The organism is Bacillus cereus group sp. N6, from assembly GCF_016483705.1.
GTDB lineage: Bacteria > Bacillota > Bacilli > Bacillales > Bacillaceae_G > Bacillus_A > Bacillus_A wiedmannii.
On the sequence record NZ_JAEHBI010000148.1, the window covers coordinates 1 to 1,937 of the forward strand.

The window sequence follows — 1,937 nt, forward strand, 5'->3', positions numbered from 1 at the left end:
TATTTGGATTAACAGGGTAAAGAACGATTCCGGTAGGAATCTCCATCGTTTTTTTGGATATATCCTTTATTTGCACCGGAACCTTTTAAATAGCATAATACTATTTAAAATTGGTTTTATTTAATTCTATATATTTTTCTAATGGCTTAATTAAAGTATTAAAATCATAATCTGAGGTATATAGCATATAAATATTTGTGTGTTGTTTATTATATTCAATTTTTATATATGGAATATCTAAAATTGAATATTCGATTTTAGATACAAAATGATTTTGATCATACTCTTTAAAAAAAGCATTTAAGTTTTCATAGCTAAATATACTGTTTTTTGTTTTTTCTATATGTAATTTATACTGACCATCCCTGTATTTATTTGTAAAACAATCTAACAATTGATTTATAAGTAAACTTGGAAATTTTATATTTCGATATATTTTTTCTTGATATTTCATTTTTATCCTCCTAATAAATACTTTTACTAAGGAGATTATGTGATGAATTCCTGGAATAAAACAATTTTATTTGTAACTTGTATTACTAATGAGGATTTATATCAATTATGTTTAAAATATATTCAGAAATTAAGAATCCCTCTTCTTTTTAATATTGAATTTTTATCTTTAAAAAATGTAAATAGTATGGCTAGTGGATATAACCAAGCTTTACAACATAATGCAAAATATAAAATATATTTACATCAAGATACTTTTATAACAGAAGAAAATTTTTTGATTTATTTAGTAGATTTAAAGAACCTTATTTATTAGATTTTGATAAAAATGAAAATAGATCCCATGATGATTTAGAAATTGTAGAAGCTATTGATGGATTTTTAATGGTAACGCAATACGATGTGCGATGGAGGGAAGAATGGTTTGATGGTTTTCATTTTTATGATACTTCCCAATCCTTAGAGTTTAAAAAAAATGGTTATTTAATTGGGGTTCCATTTCAACAAACAGCATGGTCTAAACATGGAGAAAATTTTAAAGGGGATTATCAACTTGACTATGTGGAATATGAGAGAAATAGACAAGTCTTTGTAAATAAATATCAAAAAACATATAAGGGGAAATGAAAATGAATTCTACACAGTATAGTGATTTATATTTAGAATTATTAAAAAAGACGATTTTGTTCGAAATATGGTATGAGTATGAATCTTATTTTCCTTTTCCAACTATAGAAGAGAATTTAGCAGATGTTCAATATGTAAAACAAATTCAAGCTGTAACAACAGATGTAAATCGTAGAAAATATGGTTTGGATTGGCCTATTTTAGCTCATAGTATGATTGGGCGTACAAGATTAAATCAATTACATTTAGCTATGCAAACTGTATTAGATGAAAAAATAGAAGGTGATTTTATTGAAACAGGAGTATGGAGAGGTGGCGCATGTATTTTTATGCGTGGTTTTTTAAAAAATTATAATATATTAGATCGTAAGGTTTGGGTTGCTGATTCATTTGAAGGATTACCTATACCAAATGCTGAGAAATATCCTGTAGATGAAAATGATATTTTATATAAGTTTAAATATTTATCAGTATCTTTAGAAGATGTAAAACGTAATTTTGAAAAATTTGATCTGTTAGATGAACAAGTTATGTTTTTGAAAGGATGGTTTAAAGATACATTACCCGTAGCTCCAATTAATAAAGTTGCAATTGCTAGATTAGATGGAGATATGTATGAATCTACAATAGATAGTTTAACAAATTTATATGATAAAGTTTCCCCAGGTGGATTTATTATTATTGATGACTATTCTTTATATACATGTAAAACCGCAGTTACAGATTTTCGCAGAGACCGAAATATTATGGATCCTTTACAAAATATTGATCAATGTTCTGTATTTTGGAGAAAGAGTAAATAGTTATAGTGAACAATTTAACCTAGTTTATGTAACTACCCACAGCTAAAGCAGTAG

The 1,937-nt window shown here is 26.1% G+C and carries 2 protein-coding genes and 1 pseudogene; 2 read left to right on the forward strand and 1 reads right to left on the reverse strand.

Annotated features, from left to right (window positions below):
- Positions 1–100 precede the first annotated feature (100 nt).
- Complete coding sequence (locus tag JDS99_RS30490) at positions 101–454, reverse strand: hypothetical protein (RefSeq protein ID WP_199696455.1); 354 nt, start codon at positions 452–454, stop codon at positions 101–103.
- Positions 455–496: 42 nt separating this feature from the next.
- Here JDS99_RS30490 and JDS99_RS32880 point away from each other — a divergent pair.
- Both JDS99_RS32880 and JDS99_RS30500 read left to right on the forward strand, forming a co-directional pair.
- A pseudogene (locus JDS99_RS32880) lies at positions 497–1,080 on the forward strand (glycosyltransferase family protein).
- Between the two features lie 2 nt (positions 1,081–1,082).
- A complete protein-coding gene (locus tag JDS99_RS30500) occupies positions 1,083–1,883 on the forward strand; it encodes a TylF/MycF family methyltransferase (RefSeq protein WP_199696456.1) in 801 nt (266 codons plus the stop codon).
- Positions 1,884–1,937: the final 54 nt, after the last annotated feature.